This is a genomic window from Pseudomonas sp. R3-56, assembly GCF_051132075.1.
GTDB lineage: Bacteria > Pseudomonadota > Gammaproteobacteria > Pseudomonadales > Pseudomonadaceae > Aquipseudomonas.
Map to the genome: position 1 here is coordinate 3,347,968 of NZ_CP071657.1, position 23,243 is coordinate 3,371,210.

The following is a 23,243-nucleotide window of genomic DNA, read 5'->3' on the forward strand; positions in this document are numbered from 1 at the left end:
CCTTACTCTTCCATCTCTGATAACAGGCGCTGCATTTCGTCCAAGGCTTCGTCGGTCGAAGGCCCCTGGGGCTTTTCGATCTGCTCGGCGAGCGCGGCGATCGTCGGGTTCTGGAACAGGCTGCGCAGCTCAAGCTTGACGCCGAAGCGGCTTTCGACCTGGGTCATCAAACGCATCGCCAACAACGAATGCCCGCCCAGCTCGAAGAAGCTGGTGAACACCCCGACTTGCGGCAACTCGAGCAGGTTCTGCCAGATGTCCGCCAGTTGCTGTTCCAGCTCATTGCGCGGTGCCACGCCCCGGATCGCCACGGGCTGCGGTGCCGGCAATGCCTTGCGGTCGATCTTGCCGTTGGCGTTGAGGGCAAAACGCGGTTGTTCGATGAAGCCGGCCGGAATCATGTAGCCCGGCAGCACACCTTCGAGATACCGACGCAGCGCCGCCTGATCAACCGGGTTCGGCGTTTGCAGCCAGGCGAACAGGCTCTGGCTGCGCGAATCGATCATCACCACGGCTTCTTCGACGCCTGGGTAACGGCGCAGCAGCGATTCGATTTCGCCCGGTTCGATGCGGAACCCGCGTACCTTGACCTGGAAATCACCGCGACCGACATAGGCCAGTCGCCCGTCGTCGCGTCGGCGCACCAGGTCGCCGGTGTGGTACATGCGGCTGCCGGGTTCGCCGGCATAAGGGTCGGGCAAGTACGCCGCCGCCGTGATGGCGGGCGCGTGTTGATAACCACGGGTGACCCCGGAGCCGGCGATATACAGTTCGCCAGTGGCGCCCAGCGGAACCGGGCGGAGCATGTCGTCGAGCACGTAGCAACGGGTGTTGAGCAAGGGCGCGCCGATGTCGGCGACGCCGGACGGCACGTCTTGCAACGCCTGGGTGGTCGACCAGACGGTGGTTTCCGTCGGGCCATAAGCGTTGATCAACGCCACGCCTCGGCCACGCAATTCGTTCACCAGTTCACCGGGCACCGCCTCGCCACCGATCAGCCCACGCAACGGCGGCCAGTCAGCCTGGCCGGTCTCCAGAAGGATCTGCCAACCGGCCGGTGTCGCCTGGAACACCGTGGCCCGACGCAGCAGCGCGAACAGCTGGTGCCCATCGACCACCTGCTCGCGCCGCGCCAGCAGGATCGCGGCGCCGTTGACCAGCGGCAGGAACAGCTCCGGCTTGCACATATCGAAGGCGTACGTGGTGCTGGCGAGCCAGACATCCTCGGCACCAAGCGGCAGCAAGCGATCGAGACCGGCCAACAGATTGCTCAGGTTGCCACGGGTCACCTGCACGCCTTTTGGTGTGCCGGTTGAGCCCGAGGTGTAGATCACATACGCGCGCTGCCGCGGGTCCACCGCCAGCGTCAGGTTGGCGTCGCTGCTGGCATCCAGCGGCAACTGATCGAGCAGGACGTGATCGACGCCGGCCAAGGCCTCGGCGCAGAGACTTTCGCCGAGCACCAGGGCTGGACGCGCGTGATCGATGATGAAGCGCAGGCGTTCACTCGGGTGTTGCGGATCCAGCGGCAGGTACGCCGCGCCCGCCTTGTGAATCGCCAACAGGGTTGGCAGCAACCACGGGCCGCGACTCAGGCAAACGGCAACCAGATCATCAGTGCCGACATTGCGCGCACGCAGCCAATGGGCCAATCGATTGCTGATGGCGTTGAGTTGCGCGTAGTTCAGTTGCCGGTCCTGGCAATCCACGGCCAGCGCTTCAGGCGTCAGGGCGGCTTGCCGTTCGAAGCGGGCAATCACGTCCACCGCGGCAGTCAAGGATTGCGCGGGCCGGTTCCAAGGCCGCTCGGCGAGCGCATGGTCGGCATTCGCCAGGTCGATGTCCCAGAGGCGCGCCTCGGGTTGCTCGAGCATGCCTTCGAGCAGGTAACGGAACTCATCGGCGTAACGCTGCGCGGTATGTGCCAGGAACAGGTCCGTGTTGTACTCCAGCACGCACTGCCAATCCTCGCCCTGCTGTTCGATATGCAGGCCGATGTCCACCAGGGCGCTGGCGCTTTCGACGTTCAGGCGCTGTGCCGGCAACCCGGCGAAGCGCTGTTCGAGCGCTGCGTTGGCATCCCGCTGAATCAGGTTGAACAACGCCTGGAACAGCGGCGTGTGGCTGAGATCGCGGCGCACCTGCAACGCTTCCACCAAACGCTCGAAAGGCACGTCGGCATGCTGTTGTGCCGCCAGGTGAGTGGCTTGCAATTGCTGCCAGAACTGCTCGACCGATTGTTGCGGGTCGATGTGGCTACGCAGGACCTGAGTGGTGGCGAAGTAACCGATCAGGTTATCCGTGTGGGCCTGATGGCGATGGGCGACCGGCAGGCCGACCCAGATTTCGCGCTGCCCCGAGTGCCTGGCCAACAAGGTTTTCCAGGCCGCCAGCAACGGCGGGAAAGCGGTCAGGCCGTGACGTTGTGCCGTTTCGCGCAGGCGCCGGACCAGCGCAATCGGCAGGTTGAAGCGCAGCCGCTGGCCGTTGTAGCCCTGCTCGGCGGGCCGCGGCATGTCGGTCGGCAGATTCAGCACGTGCGGCTCGCCCGCCAGGGCGTCACGCCAGTACCCGAGCTGCGCTTCGATTCGTGCCTGCCCGGCCGGGCTCTGCCAGCTGGCCGCGATATCGGAGAATTGCAGCGGCAGCGGTGGCAGGCAAGCGTCGCCCCCTTCCAGCAAAGCCTGGTAGATCAGTTGCAGTTCGTTGAAGAGAATCTCCAGCGAGCGTGCATCAGCGATGATGTGATGCACGGTCACTTGCAGCACGCTGCGGTCGTGGCCTTGGTACACACGCACGCGCCACAGCGGCGGCGCGGTGAGGTCGAACGGACGCTGCGCCTCATGGCTCAGTTTTTGGGTGAAAGCGCTCGATTGCTCATCATTTTCCAGTGGCTCGAAGCTCAGCGGCATGATGTCGAGGGCCTCGACACGCTGGCGCGCACCCTCGGCTGTTTCGCTGAACAGCGTTTGCAGGCTGTGTTGACGGGCAACCAGTTGCGCCAGCGCCTGCTCCAGCACGGCCGGTTGCAAGTTGCCAGCCAGGCGCAGGGCCAGGGACAAGTGATAGGCCTGGGTATCGCCCTGCAGGCGATCAAGGAACCACAAGCGTTGCTGGGTGAAATGCAACGGTGCCAAGGGCTCTTCGAAAGCACGCAGGATGCCGTCGGCCTCGGTGCTTGCCTGGGCCAGCGTAGCGGCCAGGTCACGCAGCAGCGGTTGCTCGAACACGCTGCGCAATGGCAGGCGTCGGCCATGCTGTTCGGCGATCCGCGCGACCAGCCGCGCCGCCAGGAGCGAGTGTCCGCCCAAGGCAAAAAAGTTATCGTCAGCGCCAACCTCGGTGCATCCCAACAGCTCCTTCCAGAGCTCGGCCAAGGTCAGTTCCCACTCACCCGCCAGCGCGCCATGCTGGCCGTCACGTTGCTGCGGTGCCGGCAGGGCCTTGCGGTCGACCTTGCCGCTCGGGCTCAACGGCAGCGTGTCGAGGCGCACAAACTGACTGGGCAGCATGTAGTCCGGCAACTGAGCGCCGAGGGTGCCACGCAGCAGCGCTTCATCCAGCGCATCGCCTGCGTAATAGCCCACCAGGCGCGCCGACTCACCGCTGCCCAACAACACAACAGCGGCCTCGCGAACCCCATGGATGCGGGACAACAGCGCTTCGATCTCACCCAGTTCGATACGGAAACCCCGCAGCTTGACCTGGAAATCCAGGCGTCCCAGGTAATCGAGGCTGCCATTGCTGTTACGCCTGACCCGGTCGCCGGTACGGTACATGCGCGCGCCGGCCACGAAAGGATCCGGCAGGAACGCCGCGGCGGTCAGGCGCGCAGCGGCGAAATAACCCCGGCCCAGGTTGGCCCCGGCCAGGTACAGCTCACCGGGAACACCGGCGGCCACCGGTTGCAAGTCGGCATCGAGAATGTACGCGGCGGTATTGGCCACCGGCTGCCCGATCGGCACCTCGGCGCCGGTTTCGTTGCCGCTGCGCACTTCAAAGGTACTGTAGACGGTCGCTTCCGTCGGCCCGTAGCCATTGATGACCTCGGCTCCCCTGCCTTCGATGGCTTCGGCCAATGCGCACGGCAAGGCCTCGCCACCGGAGATGGCGCGCACGCCTTGCCAGCTACGCGAGGTATGCGCCACCAGCATCCGCCAGGTGGCCGGTGTGGCCTGCATGACGGTGGGTTGTCCGGACAGCAACAACTGGTCGATGGCCTGCGGGTCCCGCGCCTGTTCGCGATCGGCCAGCAGAATACTGGCGCCTCGGGCCAGGGGCAGGAGCAACTCGACGATGGCAATGTCGAACGTCGCAGTGGTCAGCGCCAGGACCCGGTCCCGGGCCGTCATCGGCAGGACCTGCTCGACGGCCAGCATCAGGTTCATCAGGTTGCCACGGCTGATCGCCACGCCTTTGGGCTGGCCGGTGGAACCCGAGGTATACAGCACGTAGGCGAGCTGACCGGCGACGCAGGCCACTGCATTGAAGGTGTCGGTTGAAGCGCTGGCATCAATGTCGAGCAACGGCAGGCCGCTGTTCCACTGCGCCAACACACCGAGACTCGCCGCCGTGCCCAGGCACAACGTGGGCCGGGCCGCTTGAAGAATGTAGCGGCCACGCTCCGGTGGCGTGTCCTCGGCCAAGGGCACATACGCAGCGCCGGCCTTGAGCACCGCCAACATGGCCATTGGCAGGCGCGCGTCGCGAGGCAGGCTCAGCGCAACGCGGTCTTCGACACCGACGCCCTGGGCCTGCAACTTCGCCGCCAGCCGCTCGGCGGCCTGATCCAGTTCGGCGTAGGTCAGCTGTTCGTTGCCGGCCACGACGGCAATCGCCGCGGGCTGGCGGGCAACCTGAAGCGCAAAGGCCTGGAGGATGTCCTGATGACCGTTCACCGCGCGACCATCAATCCGCGCAAGATCCCGCTCGGCCGGCTGCCATGCCAGCTCACCCAACGGCTGATCGGACTGCTCGATCAACGCGTCGAGCAACGCCAGGTACTGTGCGGCCATCGCTTGCACGGTCTGTTCACGGAACAGGTCGCTGCTGTACTGCAAGCTCAGGGTGATGCCGTGCTCGCTGTCGCGCACATCCAGGTGCAGGTCGCACAGCGCGCTGTCCGGACGATTGTCCAGCGGTTCGGCAATGACGTCGGTGAGGTCGAAACGCTCCAGGGCATTACCCGGGAAATAGTTGAACATGACCTGGAACAGCGGGTTGTAACTCACCTGCCGAACCACGCCGAGTTGTTCGATCAGGTAATCGAACGGCAGATCCTGATGGGACTGGACCGACACGGACAGCGCCTGCAATTCGCTCATCAGTTGCAGCAGGCTGCGCTCGCCGGAAAGTTTCCTGCGGTACACCAGCGTGTTGACGAAGCAACCGACCAGAGGCTGCAACACCGCATGGTGCCGGTTGGCCGCTGGAACACCGACCAGAATGTCGTCTTCGCCGCTGCGACTGCGCAACAGCAACTGGAAAGCGGTCAGCATCGGGATGAAATTGCTCCAGCCGTGGCGGGCGCTGAACGCCTTCAGGCGGGCCGCCAGGTCCTCGGGCAAGCGTCGCTCGACGCGCCCTCCGGCCTGGCTGGCCTGGGCAGGTCGGGCAAAATCGGCCGCCAGGTCGAGCACTGGCAGTTCACCGGACAGTTGCTCGCGCCAGTAGGCCAGCTCTTGCGCGCACGCCTTGCTGCCCATCCACTGGTGCTGCCAGACGGCGTAGTCAGCGTATTGCATCGCCGGGGCGAGCTGTTGAGTCGACTGGCCCTGGCGGCGGTTGCGATATTGCTCGCACAAAGCGTCGATGATCAATTGCAGGGACCAGCCATCGGCAACGATGTGATGGCAGTTCAGCGACAGAACCGACACCTGCGGCGCCAGGCGATACAGCCGGGCGCGCAGCAACGGCGCCGCATCCAGCGCAAACGGGGTCATTGCATCCTGACGCAGCCGATCGTGCAGCGCTTCCTCGCTCGCCACATCGATCACCGGCAAATCAACTTCGGTCTGCGCCAGGATCACCTGGCTCGGCCCTTCGGCCCCGCTGACAAAGCCGCTGCGCAGCACCTCGTGCTGGTCGACTACCGCTTGCAACGCCGCACGCAGATCAGCGACATGCAGCTCGCCGGTCAGGCGTACCGCGCCCGCCAGGTTGTACGCCGGGCTCTGCGGATCGAGTTGCTGCAAGAACCAGAGACGTTGCTGGGCAAACGACAGCGGCAGCTTTTCCGGCCGTGGCAGCAGGGTTGGCGACGGTTTTACCGTACCGGCCTGGCTTTCCAGCCAATCGGCCATGGCGGTGATGGTCGGGCGCTCGAAGACCACGCGCAACGGCAAGTCCTTGCCTGTGAGTTTGCCGATCAGGCCAATCAGTTGAGTGGCCAGCAGCGAATGGCCGCCGAGTTCGAAGAAGTTGTCCTCGACGCCCACCTGTTCGAGCCCGAGCACGCTTTGCCAGGCTTCCACCAACTGGCCTTGCAACGCGCTGCTGGGTGCCACATAGCGGGCCTGGCTTTGCGCGGCGAAATCCGGAGCGGGCAAGGATTTGCGATCGATCTTGCCGTTGCCGTTGAGCGGGAAACGCTCCAGCAACACGAATGCACTCGGGATCATGTAGGCCGGCAGATTGCCCAGCACATGCTCGCGCAACGCCTCGATGCTGCACGCGACCTCAGCCACGACATAGGCCACCAGCACCTTGGAGCGCTGCTGGTCGTCGCGGGCCACCACCACCGCTTCCCGTACCCCTGGGTAACGGGTCAGGCAGGCTTCGATCTCGTCCAGTTCGATACGGTGGCCGCGAATCTTGACCTGATGGTCGGTGCGTCCGACGTATTCCAGATCCCCATTGGGCAGGAAGCGCGCCAGATCGCCGGTGCGATACAGACGCGAACCGTCGTTGGCGATCGGATCCGGCAGGAACACCGCCGCCGTGCGCGCCGGGTCGGCCATGTAGCCGCGCCCGACGCCGACACCGGCGACGAAAATCTCGCCCACTGCGCCAACCGGTATCGGTTGCAGATCAGCATTGAGCAGATACAGGCGATTGTTCAGCGTGGCGCGCCCGATCGGCACGTTGATGCGTTGTTCCGGCAAGCGTTCCAGCAGCGGGTGGAAGGCAACGTCATCGGAGCATTCGGCCGGACCGTAGGCGTTCACCAGCGGGATCGCCGGATAGCGCTCGAACCAGCGTCGCGCCAAGACTGGCGGCAAGGCCTCACCCGTGGCAAGAACCCAGCGCAGGGGCGACGTCTCCAGGCCGGCGTCAAGCAGGCTTTGCATCAATGACGGCACCGCTTCGAGGATGCTGACGCCATGCCGGCCGATGGCCGTTGCCAGCGCCTCGGGGTCCTGTACCACACAGTCACCGAGAATCACCGTGCGTGCGCCCAGCACCAGGCCCGCGAGGGTTTGCCAGACCGAGATGTCGAAGCACTGCGGTGCGGTCTGGGCGATCACGTCATTCGCATCGAGCCCCAGCCCCGGCAGTTTGCCCAGAATATTGTTGAGCATGCCCGCCTGGGCCACCATGGCGCCCTTCGGCGTGCCGGTGGAGCCGGAGGTGAAGATGCAATAGGCCAACGAGTCGCCGTGCACCGCGATGTTCAGGTTTTCATCGCTGTAGCCGCTCAGCACCGAGGGGTCATAACGCACGGCCTTGGGCCGCTGTTCGAGCAGATCCAGTGCCTGCATGGCCAACTCGCCCTGCCCCGCGCTGTGCACGAGCAACGGCGTGCGGCTCTGGCGCAGCACCTGGGCCAGGCGTTGGGCCGGGTTGCGTGGATCGAGCGGCAGCCAACCGGCACCGGCCTTGAGCGTGGCGACGATCATCACCACCAGGTCCAGCCCGCGCTCATCGAACACCGCGATCAGATCGTCGCTGCTTACCCCTTGTGCCCGCAGGTGCCGGGCCAGCCGGTTGGCGGCGCGGTTCAACTGATCGAACGTCAGGCTGTGCTCGCCATGGACTATGGCGACGCGCCCTGGATTCTGGCGGACCTGCTGCTGGAAGCGCTCGATGAACAACGGTTGCAGCAGTTGTTCGTCGGCCGCCAGGCCTCCACCGGCCCAGACCTGGTGCTGATGGCGGATTTCACTTTCATCGAGCATCGCCAGTTGATGCAAAGGCGTTGCGGAGTTCGCGCCCAAGGCCTCGCCCATGTTCAACAGCAGGGCACGGAAATGCCGCAGCATCTGCTCGACTTCTTCACGCAGGAACCAGTCGGTCTGGTAGGTCAGTTGCAGGTGCAGGCGTTCACCCGGCACGATGACCACCGTGATCGGGTAATTGGTGTGGGTGCGGTTGGCCATGTCGCTGATCAGGTAGTCCAACTGCCCCTGGCGCACGTCGGCGGCAATGGGCGCGTTCTCGAACACGAACAGACTCTGGAACAGGTCCTGGCGCTGCACGTCGCTCCAGCGCTGGATGTCGGCCAGGGACACACTCTCGTGTTCACGCAGGCTCAGGTTCTCGGTCTGCAAGGCTTTCAGCCACGGGCCCAGCGCGTCATCCGGGCGCCAGCTCCAGCGCAGCGGCAAGCTGTTGATGAACAGGCCGACGATGCTTTCCATACCTTGCAGGTGGACCGGACGACCGGCGACGGTGATACCGAACACCAGATCGCGATCGCCGCTGTAGCGCGCCAGCAACAGAGCCCAGGCACCCTGCACCAGCGTGTTGAGGGTCAGGCCGTGCTGCGCCGCGACGTTTTGCAGCGCCAAGGTCTGCTCAGGCTGCAGAAACTCGACACAGTCCTCGACCGGTTCACTGGCGCCCTGGATGCGGCCGACATGGCCGAAGCCGAACTCGTTTGGCGTGTCGAAACCCGCCAGGCGTTGTTGCCAGAAGGCCTGGTGGTCCTCCGGCTTCTGGGTTTCCAGCCAACGAATGAAATCGCGATAGGGACGGGGCGCCGGCAGGTTCAATCGACGGCCTTCCTGAGCGGCACGGTAACCGTTGAGGAAGTCCATCATGATGATCGAGAAGCACCAGGCATCCATCAGGATGTGGTGGTAGCTGCGCACGAACTGATAGGTGTCGGGCGCCAACTTGTACAGCCTGACCCGCATGAGCGGTGCCTTGGTGAAGTCCAGCCCTTCAGCGCGTTCCGCGCTGAGCAACTGCTCCAGACGCGCGTGCTGTTCGGCTTCGCTCAGGTGCGACCAATCCTCATAAGTGATCGGCAGTTCGACCTGCTTGTGCACCACTTGCATCGGCCGCTTCTGCTGCTTCCAGACGAAGGAGGTGCGCAGCAGTTCATGGCGTTCCACCACTTGCGCCCAAGCCTGGCGGAACGCCGCCAGGTCGAGGTTCGGCATGACCATGACGTGCCGGTATTGCAGCAGATACATGCCCTTGCCCGGGTGCATCAGGCTGTGGAACAGCAATCCTTGCTGCATGGGAGCCAGCGGGTAAATAGCTTCGATGTTGCGCGAAAGAGCTTTGACCTTGTCGTTCATGCTGACGGTATCCGAACCTGTAATGTTTGGGGACGCAGAGGTTTCACTGTTCGAGTTGTTCGAGCAGCCCCAGGAATTCATCGTCGGACAAGCCTGAGTCGGCGAAATCCGAAGCCGTGGCGCGGCCAACCGAGGGCGCCTGGCAATGTTCCAGCAAGGCTGTGAGCCGCTGCTGGAACTGCCGCGCCAACTCGCTCACCAGCGCCGGGTCATGGACCTGCGGCGCATAACGCCACTCCACATGCAACTGCCCTTCGTTGACCAGCGCCGTCACGTCCAGCCAATGCGTGCGGCGCGTGCTCTCGGCGCGCATGCCTGGACATACCGGCCGCGCCAGGCGCCAGAGGCGTGAAGCGCCGATCCATTGGTCGACCCGCCCCAGGTAGTTGAACGTCAACAGCGAGGCCGCAGCCAGGCCGTGCGCCGGATCCTGGCGCAACAGACCGTAGCCGATGCCTTGCTCGGGTACGCGGCGCAGGGCTTCCTTGGCCGCGATGATCGAGGGCTCCAGATCCCAGGAAGTGTCGACCGCCAGTGGATAGCGGCTGGTGTGCCAACCGATCGAGCGGGACAAATCGGGGGCCTGCTCCCAGCCGCTGCGGCCATGGCTTTCCAGCTCAAGGGTGACGCGCTCGCGATCCTGCCACTGGCCGATGACGCCGGCCAAAGCCGCCACCAGCAAATCCTGGACCTGGGTGCCATAGGCGGCGTGGCAGTCGCCCAGCAACAACTGCGTCTGCGCCGATGAGAGTTGCGTGTCCAGCGTCCGGCTTGCGCCGTAGGTATTCGCCTGTTCGGGGACAACGCCCTCTGCACGCAGTTGTTCGTGCCAGTAATCAACCTGGGCCAGTACGGCCGGCTCGCGGCGGTGCTGCTGCAGGGCCTCGCTCCACGCATGGAAACCCGCCGAGACGGCCGGCAACGCCAGGTCCGGTTGCAGGTAGAGACTTTCCAGCTCCTCCAGCAGCACCTGCCACGACACTGCATCGACGAGCAAGTGATGCGCCGTGCACAGCAGCTCCCGGCTCTGGGAGAAATACACCCAGCGAATCAACGGCGCCGTTGCCAGATCGAAGCCTTGCTGCCAGTGCTGCAACAGCGCTTCGCTCAGGGGTTGCTCCTCGACATGGAACAACCCGTTGACTTGGGATTGAGAGAACGCCTGGTAACGTTGTAGCCAACCATGCGCCGAGGCTTCGAAGACCAGGCGCAAGCTGGCGTGACGCTGCAACAGCGCGCCCACGGCCTGGGTAAACCGCGCCGGTTCCAATGGCTGGTCCAACGCCAGCAGCAACGACTGGTTCCAATACCCGGGCTGGTTTTGCTCCTGGGCGAAAAACCATTGCTGGATCGGCGTTAAGGCAAATGCCGTGGTGGGCTCGAGCACGGGAGGCTTGGCACCCTCCTTCGCCGCGCCAAGGTCAACCACGTGTTCGGCCCAGCCGCGCACGGTCGGGAACTCGAAAATCTGCTTGGGCTTGAGCTGCAGGCCCTGCTGCTTGGCCCGGGCGATGATTTGCAGACTCAGGATCGAGTCGCCACCAACGCTGAAAAAATTGTCATCGACCCGCAGCTCCGGGTTACTAAGAATTTCCCGAGCGATGTCGAGCAAGCGCTGTTCGAGACTGCGCTGCGGTGTTTGCACCACTCGCGCCAAGGCGCGCACGGTCTGTTCGGCGAACAGCTGCTTGGGCGTCATCAGGATGTTCTGCTGGCGCGCCAGCGCAATGATCTGCAAGCCGAGGATCGAGTCGCCGCCCAGGGCAAAGAAGTTGTCATCGGGCCCCAGGTCGGAATTGCCGAGCAGCCCGCGCCAGATGTCCAGCAATGCGCTTTCAACCGCGTCCAACGGCTGATCAAGCGATGTCTTCGCCGGCGCCTGGGCCGGCGCCTGCTCGTCCCATCGCAGCAATGCCTGGCGATCGACCTTGCCGTTGGGCAGCAAGGCGAAACCCTCGAGACAATGCCATTGGGCCGGTTGCATGTAGTCCGGCAGTTGCGCTTGCAGGGCAGCTTGAATGTCGGGCAGCGCGGCAGCTGGCGCGACGAGAAAAGCCACCAGGCGATTGCCGGTCAACGGCGAAGGGCTGTTCAGCACCTGCACGTCGCCGACCTGCGGCATCGCGCGCAATCGAGCCGCGACTTCGGCCGGTTCTACCCGGTAACCGCGGATCTTCACCTGCTCATCGAGCCGACCGAGAAACTCCACCTGCCCTTGATGATTGAGTCGAACCCGATCGCCGGTGCGATAGCCGTGCCGGCCAAAGCGGGCCCGGTCTGCGTCGGTCGCGCTGAGGTAGCCCAGCGCAACGGTCGCCCCCTCGACGTACAGCTCGCCACTGACGCCTTTCGGCAAGAGTGCGCCGGCGGGCGAACGCACGCTGACCTGGACATTCGGCAGGGGTCGACCCAGCGGCGCTGCGCCGCGGGTATCGACCTCATGGGTCAACACCCCGACGGTGGTTTCGCTGGGGCCGTAGTGGTTGACGATGCGCAAGTCCGGCTGCAAGGCGCGCAAGCGTGAAACCAGCGCCTGGCCCAGGGCCTCGCCGCCGGTCACCAGGCACTGGCGCGGCAACAAGCGCTGCGGATCATTGGCGACCAGCAAGGCGTTGAGGTGCGACGGCACGATTTTCAGCAGGTCCACGGGCTCGCGCTCAAGCACCGCAGCCAGCTCCTCGGCATCGAAAGCCAGCTCCTCGGCCAGCAGGCGCAGGCGCCGACCACTGAGCAGTGCACCGAACAACGCCGTGTGCCCCAGGTCGGTGGCGCAACTGGCCAGGCTTGCAAGGCTGGCATCGGCGGACAGGTCCAGGCGTTCAATGCACCCGGTTACGTAATGAATCAGGTTGGCCTGGCTGACCGCCACGCCCTTCGGCCGTCCGGTGGAGCCGGAGGTATAGACGACGTAAGCCGGCAGGTCTGCGGCCACGGCTGCGCGCAATGGCGATTCGCTGGACAACGACGCGGTTGGCAACGACAGCCACCGTACCGGTTCAGGCAGCCATTCGGGACGCTGGCCCTCGCCCACCCAGACCCGGGGCGTGGCATCCTCGCAGATGTCCTGCAAACGCGACTGCGGCCACTGCGGATCGAGGGCCAGGTACGTGGCGCCGCACTGCCAGGCCGCGAGCATGTGCATCACCAGCTCGCGGCTGCGGGGCAGGCACAAGGCGATGCGAGCACCCTCCAGGTTCGCGCCTGTCTGCAACCGCTCGCCACGGGCAACCACCGCTCGGCCCAGCTCGGCATAGCTCAATGTGCCTTGTTCGTCTTGCAGGGCAATCGACTCAGACTTGTGGGCGCACTGCTGGGCGAACGCCTGCCAGGCGTTGCTGACCGGGACCGGTAGGTCCTCGCCACTGAGGATCGATCGTTGCACGGACGGTAGCCAGTCGAGCTGGGCAAAAGGTACGTCCGGCTGGTCGATGACCGCGTGGACCAATGCAACGAACTGGTCGCAATAACCCTGGACTGTTTCGTGACGGTACAAAGCCTTGCTGTAACGCCACCGACAGAGGAAACCCTCCTCCTCATCCACCACAACCATGTTCAGTTCATGGGCCGCTCCACGCTGTTCCGACAACACGGCGTCCACGTACTGGTGAAAAGGCGCGGCACGTTCCTTGTTGAGCGTGAACATGTGCTGGAACAGCGGCGCCTTGCCCGCCTGACGCTCAAGGTTCAACTGCTTGACCAGGCGCGAGAACGGGTAGTGTCGGTGCGCGAGGGCCTGCTTGACGGTGGCGTCTACCTCACGGGCCCAGTCACGACTTGAAAGGTCTGGCTGCAAGCGACAGCGAACCGGCAGCGAGTTGACCAGATAGCCCGGCAAATTGAGGTGTTCGCGTCGCAAGCGCAGACCGCCGGCCGTACCCAGCACAAAATCGTCTTGCCCGGACAACACCCCGAGAAACTGTTGAAACAGCGAGAACCACCAGACGTAAGGCGTCACGCCCCATTCACGGGCCCGGGCCCTCGCCCTCGCCGTGGTGGCGGGATCGAAGCGAACCGGCAGCTCCATCCCTTCGAATGAGCGGTTACCGCCAAAGGCGAAATCCGTCGGCAACTCCAGCGTTGGAGCTTCGCTCAGTTGTGCCTGCCACCATGCCAGCTCCGCAGCTTCGGTCGCCTCGCTACGCACGTGCAGCTCACTGTTGTAGTTGCGATAGGCATCAGGATTGATTGCAGGCAACGGCTGACCATCGACCTGTGCGAACAGCTCGTTGAGCACGATATGGAACGTGGCCGGATCGGCAGCGATGTGATGGATCACCAGCAGCAGCGTGAGCTCGGTATGACCGTCCCGGGCGTTGCTCAGCACCACACCTCGGCTAATTTCACCGGCCTGGAGATTGAAAGGCCGGTCGGCCAGTTCGGCAATGCGTTGCTGCAAGGTATCGGTGTCCGCCGCCTGCAAGGCAACCCACTGCAACGGCTGGATATTTTCGCTACGACTCCACTGCACCAGGTCGCCGTTGCGTTCACCGTAGGCCGTGCTCAACACAGGGTAACGCCGCTGAATCGTGGCCCAGGCGTCTTGTAGGCGCCGAGGCAAGTCCTCCGTTACGAACTGCGCCTTGATTCGTCCTGCGTAAGCAAGGTTATAGGCACAACTGTCGGGTTCCAGTCGCTGAAGAAACCAGAGCGCCTGCTCATTGTCGGTCAGTGGCCGCGCATCAAGATAATCGGGATGCAGGGCCAGCCATTGCAACACTTCGTGCTCTCGCGAACGGAGCTCAGCTTCAAGTTCATCCGTCAAAGCACCTTGCGACCCGGGAACGATGTCCAGTTGACCTTCGGCTTCCGATAGGCGAATTCCACGCAGCCAGCAGCGATGCATCAGGCGATCGAGCATTTGATGTCCTTCATTTTGCTTGTTTGGAATAAGCCAGCCAATGCGGCGGCTTAATGCAAGAGCGGCGGGCTCAACCCGCCGGAGCAGGCTCGGCCATGGCGACCACGACCTTTCGCGCGCCCTGGAATGTCGAGCGGCCGTGGGCCACCAGCATGTTGTCGAGCATCAGCACGTCGCCCGCCTGCCAGGGGAAAGTCACCTGGCAGCGCTGCAGTACGCCGCGCACATGCTCCAGGGCTTCCAGCTCGATGGGTGAACCGTCCCCGTAGAAGACGTTACGTGGCACACCCTCTTCGCCAACGATGGAAATCAGCGTCTCGCGTACCGGCGCAGCGAGATTGGAGATATGAAACAGATGCGCCTGGTTGAACCATACCCACTCCCCGGTCACCGGATGCCGGGCCACGGCCTGGCAGACCTGGCGCGTGGACAGCTCGCCGTCGTCCGTCCATTGGAACTGGATGTGGTTGGCGCGACAGAATTGTTCCACCTGCGAGCGATCTTCGGTGCTGAACGCCTGCTGCCAGGGCAAGTCGAGGCCGTTGCCGTAGTTGCGCACGTACATCAGGCGTTTCTCGGCGAAGCGCTGGCGGATCGCCGGATCGAGTTGCTGGTAGACCCTGCGGCTATCGGCGATTGGGGTTTCACCACCCACAGCAGAAGCCTGTACGCAGTGGAACCAGATCTTCATCGGCCAATTGAGCGAATAGGACTGCTCGTTGTGCAGCGGGATGACCTGGTGGGCCGGGTATTCAGTGGAGGTGTATACGCGGTTGCTGAGCTTGGTGCGCGGCGTGGAGGCGTAGTCATAGGTCAGCAGCTCATGGCCAAAACCGCGGGCAAACTCCTCGAAATCGGCTTCCCCGTTGAAGGCAAAACCGCGGAAAAGGATGCCGCCGACACGCGGCAACTCGGCCTCGACGGCCTGCAGGATCTGCGCTCGGCTATCTTGCCAGCGAGCCCCCGTGGCTGGCGCTTCGAAAATGAACGGCAAGGTCTGCTCGTTGCCCGGTACGCCTTCCATGGATTGAACCTGTGCACGCGCCAAACCAGTTTCCATTTGTAATCCCTCGCCATTCCGATGAGCGTATTTTTCGAGAGCACAAACTAATACAAACGAGTAACAACCGCAATAGAGAATGATTGTCATTAATGACGATAGTATGACAGCTGCTACGATTCACTTGCCCTGAAGCACACTCTCGCGCTCAGCGATATGGGACATCAGCAGGTAAGCGGACCCCAGCAGGCCTTGCATCGTATCGGCATAACGACTGCGGTTCAGGTAAAGAAACTGACGGTTCTTCACGGCGAACAGGTTCCGCCATTGAGGGGACTGGCGGAAAGCTGCGGTGCTGGTTTCCGAATCGAGCAGCTCCTCGTAGGTGTCGATAATGAAATCACTGTCGAAGTCACCGATTCGCTCCAGGCTGTAGGGCACATTCTGCCGCGCCTCACGATACGCGGCGACACGCCCCAGCCCGAAATCAGCGATAACGTCATCCATCCCGCCACGGCCGATCAACTGGAAACCATCGGTATAGACTTCCAGCGTGGTGACCGTGATGCGCGCAGGGTCCTTGACGCGCTTCTTGAACTCGCTGACCACCCATTGGTATTCGCGAAGCATTTCTTCATAGCGCTGTTGCTTGCCGACCAGGTCGGCGAGTTCCTTGGCGTAGGTCTTGATATCGCTCTCTCGCGACGGCAACAGAACGACCGGGGCGATCTTGCTGAGCTTGTCCTTGAGGTCGGCGTGATAGGACAGGCCGATGATCAGGTCAGGCTTCAACGCCGCAATGGCTTCGAGGTCAGGCGACTGGTGCGAGCCGATGTATTGAATGCCCGTCACATCGAAGCGCTCCTGCGCGCCACGAAACAGCACATCCGAAAACAGCTTCTTGCGCCCTGTCGAGCCGCAGGGCTTGATACCCAACTCCAGCAACTGGGTGGTCAGGCTGAAATCATGCAAAGACACGATGCAACGCGGCGAAACGGGCACTTCAACCCGGCCGAAACTGTTCTCGAACACCTTGGTTTCAGCCGCGCCAGCAGGCATGGACAGCAATGCCAACGACACACACAGCATGCCGAGCAACCCTTGGAATATTCCCTTCACCCTTCCCCGCACGCGCTTGCCTCCAGATAACTTCAATATGAGCGTCGCTGTGTTCTCAGCGACTGCGTTGACGCGCCAACAAGACGATCAGATAAGGCGCTCCGATGATCGCGACCACCAGCCCTGCCGGTAACTGCAACGGTGGGAAAAGCCCCCGCCCCAGTGTGTCGCCCGCCAGCACCAGCAGCGCCCCCATCAACGCGGATAAAGGCATCAGGGCACCGTGGCGATCACCCGCCAGTTGGCGCGCCAGGTGCGGGGCCACCAGGCCGACAAAGGTCATGGTGCCGACATTCGCCACCGCTGCCGCCGTCAGCATGACGCTGCAAAGCAACAGGAAGGCCATGACACCCGTCACATTCAGGCCTCGGCTGAGGGCGACTTTTTCACCCAACTGCAACAGGTTCAACTGGCGATGAAAAAACAGCAACGGCGCCCCCGCCAGCAGCAACCAGGCGGCGAGACTATGGACCTGGGCCCAGCCGGCCCGATGCAAGCTGCCACCCAGCCACATCAAGGCTGACTCGACCTGGTCGATATTGCCGTAGGTGATGAGCAGGTCGGCAACCGCACTGAGCATGGCGGTCAGCCCGACGCCGACGAGGATCAAGCGCAGAGGCGAGATGCCCTGGCGCCACGACAGCAACGCGACGAAGAACGCCACGGCCAGCCCACCGGTCAGTGCCGCCAACGGATACAGCTCCAGCGGCAGCAGCGTGGGCCAGAGCACGATGATCAACAACATGGTGACGCTGGCGCCCGACTCCACGCCTACCAGGCCCGGCGCCGCCAGGGGATTGCGCGTCAACGATTGCATCAACAGGCCGGCCAGCGACATCGCCGCCCCGGCGAGGATCGCCAGCAAGACCCGCGGCAGGCGCAACTCCCACAGCAGGTTGCGCGTCGTCGGGTTGGCCTGGTCAGGGGCTGCCAGCGCTTGCCAGGCCTGGGCAACATCCAGTGAATAGCTGCCGACGGTCAGTGCGTACAGGGCCAACGCAACCAAGGCGAGCAGCAACACCAGCACCGAAATCAGGTCGATCGGCCGGGCCACCCAGGGCAGCAACGGCAGCATTCTGGGCAGGGTCAGCCCCAAGCGCATCATCGGACTTTCCTCAACACCAGTACCACGAAGATCGGCCCGCCGATCAGCGCCGTGACGATCCCGGTATTGAGCTCGAAGGGACGCACCACGGTCCTGGCGGCGATGTCCGCCAGGATCAGCAGGAGCGCGCCAAGCAAGGGCGCGGCCAGCAGCAACCGACGGTAGTCATCGCCGAACAACAGGCGCGCGGCGTGAGGCACCACCAGCCCGACAAAACCGATCGGCCCCGCCAGGGCCACGGCGCAGCCTGACAGCAGAACCACCGAAGCCAGGCCGAACAGACGCATCTTCAACAGGTTGACGCCCATGCCGGCGGCGGCTTGCGGACCCAGCCGATGCGCGTTCAGCGCGCGGACGTTGACCAGGCAGAGGAACATGCCCAACACGGCATACGGCCAGACCCACGCCTGCATCGAGCCTCCGGTCACCCCGATCGAGCCGGTGAGCCAGCGCCGCAGGCTGTCCAGCCCCTGCTGATCGAGCAACAGTAAAATCGAAGTGATAGCACTGAATAACGCCGCGATCATCGCCCCGGACAACGTCAGTCGAATCGGGTTGTGGCCCCTGCCCGCCAGCAGCAGGACACCAACGGCGGCGACCAGGGCGCCGCTGAAAGCAAACAGCGGGATCATCGACAGGTCGTGACCCGGCAGCACCAGCAAGCCGAACACGACGAACAATGCCGCGCCGCTGTTGATGCCGAGAATCCCCGGGTCGGCCAATGGGTTGTCGCCCACCGCCTGCATGATCGCACCGGCAAGGCCGAGACTCGCGCCCACCAGCATGGCCACCAGCAGACGGGGCAGGCGGCTGCCACGAATGACGCTCTGGTCGGGGCTGTCTGGCGAATAGGCGACCAAGGCCTGCCACGCCTCGCTCCAGGGGATGCTCTTGGCGCCCACCGCCAGATGCAGCAGCGCGGCCAGGGCAATCGCAATCAGCAGGCCCAGCCACACCGGCAAGCGCAAACCGTGGATCACATCGCCTCCCGCACAGCCGACGGCTGGCTACGGGTGGTTTGCGGGACACATAACGGATCGCCGGAATAAGGGTCGGTAATGATGTGCGCGTCCAGGTCAAAGACCGCCTTGAGATTCTCCCGGGTGAACACCTCGGCAGGCGCGCCCTGGGCCAGCAACCGACCCTCGCGCATCATCACCAGGTGATCGGCGTAACGCGCGGCCTGGTTGAGGTCGTGCAGCACCGCCACGATGGTCTTGCCTTGCTCACGCAGATCCACCAGCAATTCGAGCAACGTGATCTGGTGCGCGATGTCGAGAAAGGTCGTCGGTTCGTCCAGCAGGATCACCGGGGTGTCCTGGGCCAGGGTCATGGCGATCCAGCAGCGCTGCAACTGCCCGCCCGACAGGGTGGCCAGCGAACGATCCAGCAACGGCCCGATACCCGCCAGTTCGATGGCGCGATCAATCGCCTGCTGGTCCTGGTCGGACCATTGGCGCCACCAGCTCTGCCAGGGGAAGCGCCCCTGCATCACCAGCTCCCGCACGCTCATGCCGGCCGGCGACGTAGTGCGCTGGGGCAACAGCGCCATTCGTTGCGCCAATGCGCGGCGTGAGTACTGTCCCAACGATTTTCCGCCCAGATGCACGTCACCCGCGCTCGGCCGCAACATATGCGCCAGTACATTAAGCAGCGTGGTCTTGCCGCAGCCGTTGGCCCCGATCAACGCGGTGAAGCAACCCTCGGGAATATCCAGGCTGACACCGTTGAGAATCTGTTGCTCGCCATAGCTCAGCCGCACGTTGCTGGCTTTCAGCATGACCGTCCCTCCAACGCCCTAGAGGGCCTGATCGTTTCGTCCATCGTACAGATCCCCCTGGATCATTTCCCCCTGACAACACAGGGAAATCCACCAAGGGCCAAAAAAGTGGGGCACAGAATATGTCGAAACCAAAATAATTTCGCTACAAGCCTGACAATATTAATGCAAACCCTTATCATTCACAGTCAGATTATGGCCAGTAGACACTAACCTCGTTCGTCTGCCCGATGCCGCTGGACCGGGACAGCAGGCCTGCGAAGACAAAAACAACCCCAAGGACTTCCTCGATGCTCGTCAGAAAAACAATAGTTGGCACCGAAAAACGTTACGTCTCGCGTCATCCTGCGTTTCACCTGAGCACGCTGGCACTGGCTTTGGGGAGCATTTTTTCAGCACAGGCGATGGCCGCTCAAGAAGAGGCCGCCGACAAGGCCCCTCTTCAACTCGGCGAAATCAACATCAACGCCGCCGCGGTGGAAAACCCGACGGCGCCGCTGGCCGGCAAAGTCGCCTTGCGTAACGGCAGCGCCACCAAATCCAACGCAGCCATCACCGAAACGCCGCAATCGGTTTCCGTGGTGACCGCCGATGAAATGCGTGATCGCAAGTCCGACACTCTGGCAGATGCCCTGAGCTATACCCCGGGTTTCACCAGCCAGCCAAGTAGCTTCAACCGCACCTCCGACCGGTTCCGCATGCGCGGATTCGACGTCGAATCCGCCACCGGCGGTTCGCTACGCGACGGCATGCGCTTGCAGTACAACTCTTACGACGGTGTGCAGGAACCCTATGGTCTGGAACGCGTGGAGGTCGTGCGCGGCGCGGCTTCGGTGTTGTACGGCCAACTGTCGCCCGGTGGCTTCGTCAACGGCGTGAGCAAACGCCCGACCGAAACCCCACAGCACGAGCTGGGGATGCAATACGGCAACCATGATCGCAAGCAACTGACCGCCGACTTCAGCGGGCCGCTCGGCGACAGCGAAGTCCTCAGCTACCGCTTGACCATGCTCAAGCGCGACAGCGACACCCAGCAGGACTACATCAACGACGACAAGCTCTATATCGCCCCGGCCCTGACCTGGCGCCCCAATGAAGATACGTCGCTGACCCTGCTCTCGTTCTATCAGAAGAGCGACACCCGTTTCTCCGCCCCGCTGCCCTATCAATTGGTCAAGGGCGTGGGCAACGGGCCGGTCACCATCGGCCGCCACGATTTTATCGGCGAGCCCGATTACGACGACATGAATGGCGAGATGTCCGCCATCGGTTATGAGTTCGAACACCGCTTCGATGAGCACACCCGTATCAGCAACAAGCTCCGTTACTACGAAGCGGATGTGAAGTGGAAATACATGCAGGCACAGACCAGCACGGCAGCCATCAACGGAGCAGCCAATACCGGCGTCCTTCGTCGTCAGTACAGTGACCGGCGCGAGCGTTCCCGGGCGCTGGCCAGCGACACCAACATCGAGACGCGCTGGAACATTGGCGGTATTGAAAACACCTTCCTGGTGGGCGCGGATACCTATGATGCGTCGTATGACTCGCACAATTTCCGCGCCAACTCGACATCGATCAATATCGGTGACTACAACTACGGCCAGCCAGTTGTTGTAGACAAGAGCCGGAACCGTGATCGTGGTTCGCAGATCGATACCTTCCAGACCGGCATCTACCTGCAAGACCAGATCAAGTTCGATGATCACTGGCTGCTGCTGTTGGGCGGTCGCCATGACTGGGCCGACCAGGACCAGGAAGGCTTCGCCACCGGCCAGAAGCTGAGCCAGGACGACGAATCCACCACCTGGCGCGCCGGCCTGGTGTACGAGGCCGATAACGGCTTGGCCCCTTACATCAGCTACAGCGAATCGTTCTTCCCGGTAGCGGTTGCCGATGCTCCTGGCCAGACGTTCGAGCCGACCGAAGGCAAGCAGTATGAAATCGGTATCCGCTACCAGCCTCCTGGCAGCAATACGCTGTTGAGCGCAGCGGTTTATGAGCTGACCCAGGAAAACGTCGTCAAGCGCGACCTCGCCGGTAACAACCCGCAGCAGATCGGCGAACAGCGCTCCCGTGGCCTCGAACTGGAAGCCAAGAGCGACGTCACGCCTCAACTGACAGTCATCGCGACGTATGCTTACACCGATTCACGCATCACCAAAAGCGTAGTCCAGAGCGAAGTCGGCCAGCGCAGCGAAGATACGCCTTACCACCAGGCTGCGCTGTGGGCTGATTACAACTTCGCGCTCTTCGGCGTGCCACAGCTGAAGGTGGGCGGCGGCGCGCGCTACAAAGGCACCACACAGGCGTCGGGCATCGATTCACAATTGCCCGCCTACACCCTGTTCGATGCCATGGCCAGCTACCAGATCGACAAGAACTGGGACGTCTCCCTCAATGCGAACAACGTGACAAACAAGAAATACGTTTACTGCGAAGCAGCCATCTGCCGCTACGGCGACGAGCGCGAGCTGGTGACCTCCGTCAACTTCCGCTGGTAAAACCCTGGCTCGGTCGGCGCCGACAAGCGCCGACCGAGCCATTTCGCGCAGAACGAAAACCTTTTCAAGCCCGCTGCCCCCCTTCATCGCACCCGCCCCTCTGAATTCTCTTTTGACTTGACGCATCAGATGTCGATCGTCATATTACGATCATCATAAGACAGACAATAACCGGCCAAGAGGGTTGATCCATGGAAACTGGAAGTGCATCAGCGATTGCGCAAGCGCAGCCAGAGGCATCGCGTTCAGCCTTGACCGGTCGAGTCGTGGCCCTGCTCGCAGGCCTCGCGGCGATTGGCATGCTTTCCACCAACATCATCCTTCCAGCGTTCCCGGTCATTGGCGATGACTTGGGCGTGACCGCCCGCGAACTGGGCCTGACACTCTCCAGCTACTTCGTCACCTTTGCCCTGGGCCAGTTGGTGGTCGGGCCGCTGGCCGATCGTTATGGGCGCAAGAAGCTGGTGCTGGGCGGATTGTCGGTGTTCATGGTCGGGACCGTCATCGCAGGGCTCGCCACCACACTCGATGTCATGATCGCCGGGCGCATCGTCCAGGCATTGGGTGTGTGCGCTGCCTCGGTGCTGTCGCGCGCCATCGCTCGGGATCTGTTCGAAGGCGAGACGTTGTCCCGCGCCCTGTCGTTGACGATGGTTGCCACCGCCGCCGCGCCAGGTTTCTCGCCCTTGGTGGGCAGCGTGCTGTCCGTCACGCTAGGGTGGCGCGCGATGTTTATCCTGGTTGGATTGGCGGCAGTCGTACTCGCCTTCTTCTACGTCCGCGACCTCGGTGAAACCCATCCCGCTGACCGCCGGGCGCCGCACTCCACCGGCAGCGTCGTGCGCGCTTACGCAAGGCTGATGGGGGACAAGCGCTTTATCCTCCCCGCCCTGTCGATGAGCCTGCTGCTGAGCGGCTTGTTCGCTTCTTTCGCGGCCGCCCCGGCGATCCTGATGAAAGGCATCGGCCTGACGTCAGTGCAAGCCGGCCTGTATTTCGCCTCGACGGTGTTCGTCGTGTTCGCCGCCGGCATGGCAGCCCCGCGCCTGGCGCACCGCTACGGCACGCGCACCATCGCCTTGCTGGGCATTGCCTGCGCCATGCTCGGCGGTGGCCTGCTTGTGGTCGGGCCGGCTGACCCAGGCCTGGGCTGGTATGCCGTCTCGATGGTGACGTTTCTCTGGGGCATGGGCCTGGCGAACCCGCTGGGCACCGCCATCACCATGGGGCCTTTCGGCAAGGAGGCCGGCATGGCCTCGGCGTTGTTGGGATTCTTGTCCATGGGCGCGGCGGCGCTGACCACCTGGCTGGCCTCCGTATTGAGCTTTTCGCCCATCACCACGCTGGGCGCGATCCAAGCGCTGACCTGCCTGATCGCGCTGCTGTTCTTCTTGCGCCGCTGAACCGACG

The 23,243-nt window shown here is 63.3% G+C and carries 9 protein-coding genes; 2 read left to right on the plus strand and 7 right to left on the minus strand.

The features are described from left to right. Positions 1 to 2: 2 nt before the first annotated feature. The 7 genes from J3P96_RS14990 to J3P96_RS15020 form a co-directional block, all read right to left on the minus strand. The gene (locus J3P96_RS14990) at positions 3 to 9,467 is read right to left on the minus strand and encodes an amino acid adenylation domain-containing protein (RefSeq protein WP_434651979.1); all 9,465 of its coding nucleotides are present in this window, start codon (positions 9,465 to 9,467) and stop codon (positions 3 to 5) included. Between the two features lie 43 nt (positions 9,468 to 9,510). Continuing rightward, positions 9,511 to 14,325: an amino acid adenylation domain-containing protein gene (locus tag J3P96_RS14995; RefSeq protein ID WP_434651981.1), complete on the minus strand. Its 4,815-nt coding sequence runs from the start codon at positions 14,323 to 14,325 to the stop codon at positions 9,511 to 9,513. A gap of 70 nt (positions 14,326 to 14,395) precedes the next feature. After that, a complete protein-coding gene (locus J3P96_RS15000; RefSeq protein ID WP_434658187.1) occupies positions 14,396 to 15,349 on the minus strand; it encodes a TauD/TfdA family dioxygenase in 954 nt (317 codons plus the stop codon). Positions 15,350 to 15,505: 156 nt separating this feature from the next. Continuing rightward, positions 15,506 to 16,444, minus strand: coding sequence for an ABC transporter substrate-binding protein (locus tag J3P96_RS15005; protein ID WP_434568698.1), 939 nt, complete (start codon positions 16,442 to 16,444; stop codon positions 15,506 to 15,508). A 55-nt stretch (positions 16,445 to 16,499) separates the two neighbouring features. After that, complete coding sequence (locus J3P96_RS15010; RefSeq protein ID WP_434568699.1) at positions 16,500 to 17,549, minus strand: FecCD family ABC transporter permease; 1,050 nt, start codon at positions 17,547 to 17,549, stop codon at positions 16,500 to 16,502. Continuing rightward, positions 17,546 to 18,529, minus strand: coding sequence for a FecCD family ABC transporter permease (locus J3P96_RS15015; protein ID WP_434651984.1), 984 nt, complete (start codon positions 18,527 to 18,529; stop codon positions 17,546 to 17,548). Before J3P96_RS15015 ends, J3P96_RS15010 begins: the two co-directional genes overlap by 4 nt. Further along, positions 18,526 to 19,329 carry an ABC transporter ATP-binding protein gene (locus J3P96_RS15020; RefSeq protein WP_434651985.1) on the minus strand — a complete coding sequence of 268 codons (804 nt, stop codon included), beginning with the start codon at positions 19,327 to 19,329 and terminating at the stop codon, positions 18,526 to 18,528. Before J3P96_RS15020 ends, J3P96_RS15015 begins: the two co-directional genes overlap by 4 nt. 290 nt (positions 19,330 to 19,619) lie before the next feature. Between J3P96_RS15020 and J3P96_RS15025 the strand changes: the two genes are divergently transcribed. Both J3P96_RS15025 and J3P96_RS15030 read left to right on the plus strand, forming a co-directional pair. Beyond that, entirely contained in the window at positions 19,620 to 21,833 is a 2,214-nt protein-coding gene (locus J3P96_RS15025; protein ID WP_434651987.1) for a TonB-dependent siderophore receptor, read from the plus strand. 191 nt (positions 21,834 to 22,024) lie between these two features. Then, positions 22,025 to 23,236: a multidrug effflux MFS transporter gene (locus J3P96_RS15030; protein WP_434651989.1), complete on the plus strand. Its 1,212-nt coding sequence runs from the start codon at positions 22,025 to 22,027 to the stop codon at positions 23,234 to 23,236. Positions 23,237 to 23,243 lie beyond the last annotated feature (7 nt).

Excerpts from the sequence above, each read along its gene's own strand:
- J3P96_RS15030 (WP_434651989.1), top strand. The coding sequence starts at position 22,025 with ATGGAAACTGGAAGTGCATCAGCGATTGCGCAAGCGCAGCCAGAGGCA.
- J3P96_RS15020 (WP_434651985.1), bottom strand. The coding sequence starts at position 19,329 with ATGCTGAAAGCCAGCAACGTGCGGCTGAGCTATGGCGAGCAACAGATT.
- J3P96_RS15000 (WP_434658187.1), bottom strand. The coding sequence starts at position 15,349 with ATGGAAGGCGTACCGGGCAACGAGCAGACCTTGCCGTTCATTTTCGAA.
- J3P96_RS14990 (WP_434651979.1), bottom strand. The coding sequence starts at position 9,467 with ATGAACGACAAGGTCAAAGCTCTTTCGCGCAACATCGAAGCTATTTAC.
- J3P96_RS15010 (WP_434568699.1), bottom strand. The coding sequence starts at position 17,549 with ATGATGCGCTTGGGGCTGACCCTGCCCAGAATGCTGCCGTTGCTGCCC.
- J3P96_RS14995 (WP_434651981.1), bottom strand. The coding sequence starts at position 14,325 with ATGCTCGATCGCCTGATGCATCGCTGCTGGCTGCGTGGAATTCGCCTA.
- J3P96_RS15025 (WP_434651987.1), top strand. The coding sequence starts at position 19,620 with ATGCTCGTCAGAAAAACAATAGTTGGCACCGAAAAACGTTACGTCTCG.